This window comes from Streptomyces sp. NPDC031064 (assembly GCF_055570965.1).
Genome location: NZ_JBVIGF010000005.1, coordinates 602462 through 608589, shown reverse-complemented (window position 1 = coordinate 608589; position 6128 = coordinate 602462). Strand labels below are relative to the sequence as shown.

Sequence of the window (6128 nt, the reverse complement as noted above, 5' to 3'; positions counted from 1 at the left end):
GGTTACATTCCGAACCCGGAAGCTAAGCCTTTCAGCGCCGATGGTACTGCAGGGGGGACCCTGTGGGAGAGTAGGACGCCGCCGAACAATTATTGTGGGAGAGCCCCGCACCTTATGGTGCGGGGCTTTTCTGCGTTCTAGGAAGGGCTCACCAGGCGGGCGTCGTACGCCAGGATGACCGCCTGGACGCGGTCGCGCGCGCCCGTCTTGGCGAGGATGCGGCTCACGTGCGTCTTCACCGTCGACTCGGCGAGATGGAGGCGCTCGGCGATTTCCGTGTTCGTCCAGCCCTGGCCGATGACCGTGAGGATCTCCCGTTCCCGGTCGGTGAGCCGGGCCAGGCGAGGGTCGGGGGTGACCGGGGCCGGAGCGCCGGGGGTGGGCGGGAGATGGTGGACGTAGGCGTCGAGGAGGCGGCGCGTGAGGGCGGGGGCCACGACCGCGTCGCCGCTCGCGACCGCGCGGATGCCCGAGAGGAGCTCGCCGGGCAGGGCGTCCTTGACGAGGAAGCCGCTTGCTCCGGCGCGGAGGCCCTCGTACGCGTACTCGTCGAGGTCGAAGGTCGTGAGGATCAGGACCCGGGTGCGGTCGCCCGTGGCGACGATGCGGCGGGTGGCGTCGATGCCGTCCATGCCCGGCATGCGGATGTCCATGAGGGCGACGTCCGGGTGGAGTTGGGCGGCCAGGCGTACCGCGTCAGTGCCGTTGCCGGCTTCGCCGACGATCGTCATGTCGTCCTGGCTCTCCAGCAACATGCGGAAGCCGAGGCGTTGCAGGGGTTGGTCGTCGACGATGAGCACGGTGGTCACTGGGGGCTGTCCTTCGGTATGTGCAGGTGGACGCGCCAGCCGCCGGGCGGCTGGGGCAGGGGGCCGGCGTGGAGGGTGCCGTTGTAGAGGGCGGTGCGTTCGCGCATGCCGGTGAGGCCGCGGCCTCGGCCGGTCGCGGGGCCGCCGTGGCCGCCGTGGCCGGTGTCGGTCACCGTGACGGTGACACCGTCCTCGTACACGAGGTCCACGGTGGCGGTGGCGGTCGGGCCGGCGTGCTTGAGGGTGTTGGTGAGGGCTTCCTGGATCACGCGGTACACGGTGAGCTGTTGCCCGGCCGGGAGGGCGTCCGGGGTGCCGTGGATGGCGAGGCGGACGGGGAGGCCGGCGGCCCGGACGCCGTTCACGAGGTGGTCCAGGTCGGTGAGGGTGGGCTGCGGGGAGCGGTCGGGGGCGGTGCCCGGAGGCTCGTCGCGGAGGACGTCCAGGAGGCGGCGCAGTTCCGTGAGGGCCTGACGGCTCGTCGTGGCGATGGCGCCGAGGGCCTGGGCGGCCCGCTCGGGGGACTTGGCCGCCGCGTAGGCGCCGCCGTCCGCGAGGCCGGTGATGACGGACAGGTTGTGGCCGATGATGTCGTGCATCTCCCGGGCGATACGGGTGCGTTCGGCGGCCGCGGCCAGCCTCGCCTGCTGGTCGCGTTCGATCTCCAGGCGGTGGGCGCGCTCCACCAGGGAGGCGGTGTACTCCTGGCGCGTACGGACGACGATGCCCAGCAGCGTGACGAGCGTGAAGGTCCACAGGGACGGCACGATCTGCTGGTCCCAACTGCCTTGCGGGTAGCGGATCGCCGCCAGCAGGTTGGGCCCCGTCACCAGGGCGGCGGCCCACCACAGCATCTTCGGCGGCAGCCGCAGCGCGATGTTGAAGACGACGATGTGGACGATGAGGCCGGCCTGGAGCATCGCGCCCGTCCAGCCACTGGCCAGGATGACCGGGGCCATGACCGCGAGGACGCGGACGGGGTGGCTGCGGCGCCACAGCAGGGGAACGGTGAAGCCGAGGCTCATGGTGAGGATGAGCCACTGCGGTACGTCGGTGTTCCGGGCGATGTTGCGCCATCCGCCGCCCGCGTCGACCAGCGCGGCCACCGTGAAGAACCCGGTCAGCAGCAGGTCCCAGACCGCCGGGTGGCGCCGGTCGACGTCCCGGACGCGCTGCACCGCGCCCTGGACGAGCGCGGTGAGCGGCTGCTGCGGCGTGGTCATGCGGTCATCCTCGTACGGGAAGTGCTCATACGTCCCGGCGTTTCAGCAGCAGCACGGCCGTGACCAGGGACGCGCCCGCCCAGAGGCACAGGGCGAGGAGCGCTTCGCCGGGGGCGGCCGCCCCGGGGAGCGGGGTGGCGGAGCCGAGGGCGCCGAACGCCTGGGTGGGGAAGTAGGCGATGGCGGTGTCGACGGCTTCGTACGGGAGCATCGCCAGGATCTCCGGGACGATCATCACGCCGCCGACGAAGGCGCCGATGCCGCCGGGGATGGAGCGCAGCGATGCGCCGAGGCCGAGGGCGATCAGGCTGATGAGGGTGAGCCCGGCGGAGTTGCCGGCGATCGCGCGGAGGACGCCCGGGTCGGTGAGGGAGGCCGCCTGGTCGGTGTCGGAGAGGAAGAGCTGGGCGGCGAGGAAGGTGGCCAGGGCGGTGGTGAGGCTGAGCGTGAACACCGTGGCCGCGAAGACCGCCGCCTTGGCCCACAGGACGGGCGAGCGGCGCGGTACCGCGGTGAGCGAGGCGCGGATCATGCCGGTCGCGTACTCGCCCGCGGTGACGAGGATGCCGAGGACCGCGAGGCAGATCTGGGACAGCATCGTGCCGTAGAGGGTGAGGACGACCGTGTCGATGTCGGAGTCGCCGCCGTCGGCCGTGTACGTCGCGCCCATGATGAGGCCGACGCCGAGGACCAGGACGCTCGCGGAGAGAGCGGTGATCCATGTCGAGCGCAGCGTCCACAGTTTGTGCCACTCGGAGCGCAGGACGCGGACCGGGGTCACCGCGTAGGTGTGGGTCGTCATGCCGCGGCTCCCGTGAATTCGACCGCGTCATGGGTGAGGTCCATGAAGGCCTGCTCCAGGGAGGCGGTCTGCGGCGTCAGTTCATGGAGGGGGATGGCGTGGGCGGCGGCCACGCCGCCGATGTGCGGGGCCTCCACGCCACGGATGTGGAGCGTGTCGGGGGCGTCGGAGGTCAGCTCCACCCCGGGTGACGCGGCGAGGAGGGCGCGCAGCTCGTCCGCCCGTGGCGTGACCACCTTGACGCTCGCCGCCCCCTTGTCCCGTACGAGGTCGGCGACCGTCGTATCGGCGAGGAGGCGGCCCCGGCCGATGACGATCAGGTGGTCGGCGGTGACGGCCATCTCGCTCATCAGGTGGGAGGAGACGAGGACCGTACGGCCTTCGGCGGCCAGCGACTTGAGGAGGGTGCGGATCCAGAGCACGCCGTCCGGGTCGAGGCCGTTGACCGGCTCGTCGAGGATGACGGTGGCCGGGTCGCCGAGGAGGGCGGACGCGATGCCCAGGCGTTGGCCCATGCCGAGGCTGAAGCCCTTGACGCGCTTGTGGGCCACGTCGGTCAGGCCGGTCATGGCGAGGACGCCGGTGACGCGGCCGCGCGGGATGCCGTGGGTGTGGGCCAGCGCCATCAGGTGGTTGAAGGCGGTGCGGCCGGGGTGGATGGAGCGGGCCTCCAGCAGCGCGCCGACCTGGGTGAGGGGCGCGGGGTGGGCGGCGTACGCGCGGCCGCCGATGGTGGCGCGGCCCCGGGTGGGGGCGTCCAGGCCGAGCAGCATGCGCATGGTGGTGGACTTTCCGGCGCCGTTGGGGCCGAGGAATCCGGTGACGGTGCCGGGGCGGACGGTGAAGGTCAGGTCCTGGACGACGGTTCGGCCGCCGTACCGCTTGGTGAGTTCGTGGGCGCGGATCATGCCGTCGACGCTACGGAGCGGGGCGCGGGCGGGCGTCCGACCGGGGACGGGAGGTGGGGGAGGGGCGTAGTACCGGGGTACGACGCGGAGGCGTGGCCTCACGGAATTGCGTTGACCGGCGTGAGGGTGGCACTGGACGATCTGGTCATGGAACACGTGATACGCCCCGTGCGCGCCGACGAGTGGCGCAAGGCCCGTGAGATCCGGCTCGCCGCCCTCCAGGACCCGGCCGCGCCCCTCGCCTTCCTCGACACGTACGAGGCGGCCGTCGCCCGGCCCGACGAGCACTGGCAGGAGCGGACCGCCGGGGCGGCGGAGGACAGCGAGAGCGCCCACCAGTTCGTCGCCGAGGCACCGGACGGGTCGTGGGACGGCACGGTGACCGTGCTCGTGGAGCGCCCGGGCGGGGAGATCCGGTTCGGTGAGGCGCCGGTGGTCGACCAGACGCACGTGGTCGGCGTGTACGTACGGCCCGGGGCGCGGGGCGCCGGGCTGGCCGACGCGCTGTTCCGGGCGGCCGTGGAGTGGTCCTGGTCGCTGCCCGGCGACCCCGTCCAGCGCGTACGGCTCTATGTGCACGAGCGGAACGGGCGGGCCGAGGCCTTCTACCGGAAGGCCGGTTTCGTGCCGACCGGGGAGAGCCTGCCCGTGGAGGGTGACGCCAGCGGGGCGCGCGAGGTGGAGTTCGAGGTACGGCGGCCCGTCACGGTGTGAGCGGCCGGTCCGGCCAGCGGGCGCGGCCCTGCTCGGCCGAGCGGAGCAGGACGTGGGCCGGCAGGCCCCGTTCGTGGCCGTCCGCCAGCAGCTCCGGGAGCCGGGGCAGCGGCGCCACGGCCGCGACGTCGTCGAGGACGAGCGTGAGTGGTGGGTCGAGCCGACCGTCGGATGACCGTGCGGCCATGCGGCGGCCGTGCTCGACCACGTCTGAGGCGAGCGCGGTCAGCAGGGGCATCGCGCCCGGGTGGGTCCTCGGGTCTTCGATCGGTTCACCCACCACATAAAGGGTGCCCCCTTCGGCGATGAATGATTCCAGCGCCAGCGAATCCGTTCGATTCGGTGTGCAGGCCTCGCGGATGTGGACCGAGGACAGCGACGACAGCGCCCGTACGGTCAACTCCTGGGCGACCTCGCGCCGTTCCGGGTACGCCGTGAGCGCCGATTCGAGCAGGCCCGCGTGGCTGTTGGTGGCCTTGGGGTGCGTACGGAGTATGCGTACCGGCTCGTGGGCGCCGTTGTTCTGCGCCCAGCGCTGGACCTGCTTGAAGGGGCGCCCGTCCACGGCCGCGGCGTGCAGCCAGCAGCGGAGCAGCGTTTCGGCGGTGTCGGCGACGGCGGCGTCCATCCGGGCCCGGGGGCGTACGGGCGCGAGGAGCGCGGCGGCCCGGGCGGCGGCCGTGGCGGTGTCCTCGCAGCCGTGCGTGGGGGACCAGTGCAGCCGGGCGGGCGTGTCGCACAGGTGGCCGGGGTCGTAGACGAGGACGGGGCCGAGCTTGGCGCGGGCGTCCTTGGTGTCGGCCCACACCGCCGGGTCGGACGTGACGACGAGGGCGGGGCCGTCGGCCTCCTCGATGGCCTGGCGGGCCACGGGGTGGCGGGCGGCGGCGTTGCCGTACAGGAGCCGGGGGACGGGGGCGGGTTCCGGGAGGGGCTGCGGCGCGGGAGCGGCGTCCGGACCGGGCGGGGCTGCGGGGACGGGCTGCGGCCCGGGAGTGGGGGCGGTTCCGGGCGTGGCATCCGGGCCGGGCGCGGGCTGTTGCTGTGGGGCCGGGTGCGGGTGTGCGTCCGGCTGTGAGTGCGGGGCCGGTTGGGGCGCCGTGGCGGCCGGCGCGGGCGCCTGGGCGGGGACCGGCGTACCGGCCTGGGCGTGGGCGTGGGCGTGGGCCTGACCCTGAGCCTGGCCCTGGGACGGCACCGGCGCCTGGACCGGCGCCTGCACCGGCCCCCTGAGCAGGCCCCGCCGTACCGCGCCCGTACCCGCGCCCGCGCCCCCGCCCGTACCCGTCGCCTGGGCCGCCCGTGCCTTCCCCGCCGCGCGCACCGCACGCCAGCGGGCCAGCGTGCCGAGCACGAAGACGGCCAGCACCACCAGCACCAGCAGCTCGCCGATGAACAGGCCCCAGAACAGCCCGTACCCCGACAACTGCCCAGCCGGTGTGGCCGGCCACGCCCCGGCCAGGTCGTGCGGCTCCGAGACCAGGCTCCGTATCGCCAGCGGCGCCTGAGAGAACGTCACCCCGTCCGGCCACGCCCCGTGCGCGAACAGCCCCGCCAGCCCGGTCGCCGTCCACACCAGCAGCGTCACGCCCAGCAGGAACCCCAGCAGTCCCACCAGCAGTCCGTCGGGGATGCCGCGCTCCGCACCACGTGCCTCGGTCCTGCGGTCCAT

The 6128-nt window shown here is 73.5% G+C and carries 6 protein-coding genes and 1 rRNA gene; 2 read left to right on the top strand and 5 right to left on the bottom strand.

All coding sequences use genetic code 11. The features are described from left to right. A 5S ribosomal RNA gene (gene rrf, locus ACZ46W_RS21685) occupies window positions 1-87 on the top strand; the annotation flags it as partial. 50 nt (window positions 88-137) lie between these two features. Here rrf and ACZ46W_RS21680 read toward each other — a convergent pair. The 4 genes from ACZ46W_RS21680 to ACZ46W_RS21665 are packed head-to-tail and all read right to left on the bottom strand — an operon-like array spanning window position 138 to window position 3742. Next, window positions 138-809, bottom strand: a complete 672-nt coding sequence (locus tag ACZ46W_RS21680) for a response regulator (RefSeq protein WP_468339820.1) — start codon at window positions 807-809, stop codon at window positions 138-140. Then, window positions 806-2032 (bottom strand): sensor histidine kinase, encoded by a 1227-nt coding sequence (locus tag ACZ46W_RS21675; protein ID WP_468339818.1) that lies wholly within the window; start codon window positions 2030-2032, stop codon window positions 806-808. The genes ACZ46W_RS21680 and ACZ46W_RS21675 overlap by 4 nt, the downstream gene beginning before the upstream one ends. A gap of 25 nt (window positions 2033-2057) precedes the next feature. Then, the gene (locus tag ACZ46W_RS21670) at window positions 2058-2834 is read right to left on the bottom strand and encodes an ABC transporter permease (protein WP_468339816.1); all 777 of its coding nucleotides are present in this window, start codon (window positions 2832-2834) and stop codon (window positions 2058-2060) included. Further along, window positions 2831-3742, bottom strand: a complete 912-nt coding sequence (locus ACZ46W_RS21665; protein WP_468339814.1) for an ATP-binding cassette domain-containing protein — start codon at window positions 3740-3742, stop codon at window positions 2831-2833. The genes ACZ46W_RS21670 and ACZ46W_RS21665 overlap by 4 nt, the downstream gene beginning before the upstream one ends. A gap of 147 nt (window positions 3743-3889) precedes the next feature. On the opposite strand from ACZ46W_RS21665, the gene ACZ46W_RS21660 reads away from it, so the two are divergent. Next, window positions 3890-4456, top strand: a complete 567-nt coding sequence (locus ACZ46W_RS21660; protein ID WP_468339812.1) for a GNAT family N-acetyltransferase — start codon at window positions 3890-3892, stop codon at window positions 4454-4456. Here ACZ46W_RS21660 and ACZ46W_RS21655 read toward each other — a convergent pair. After that, entirely contained in the window at window positions 4446-6128 is a 1683-nt protein-coding gene (locus ACZ46W_RS21655) for a type IV secretory system conjugative DNA transfer family protein (protein ID WP_468339810.1), read from the bottom strand. The genes ACZ46W_RS21660 and ACZ46W_RS21655 overlap by 11 nt on opposite strands.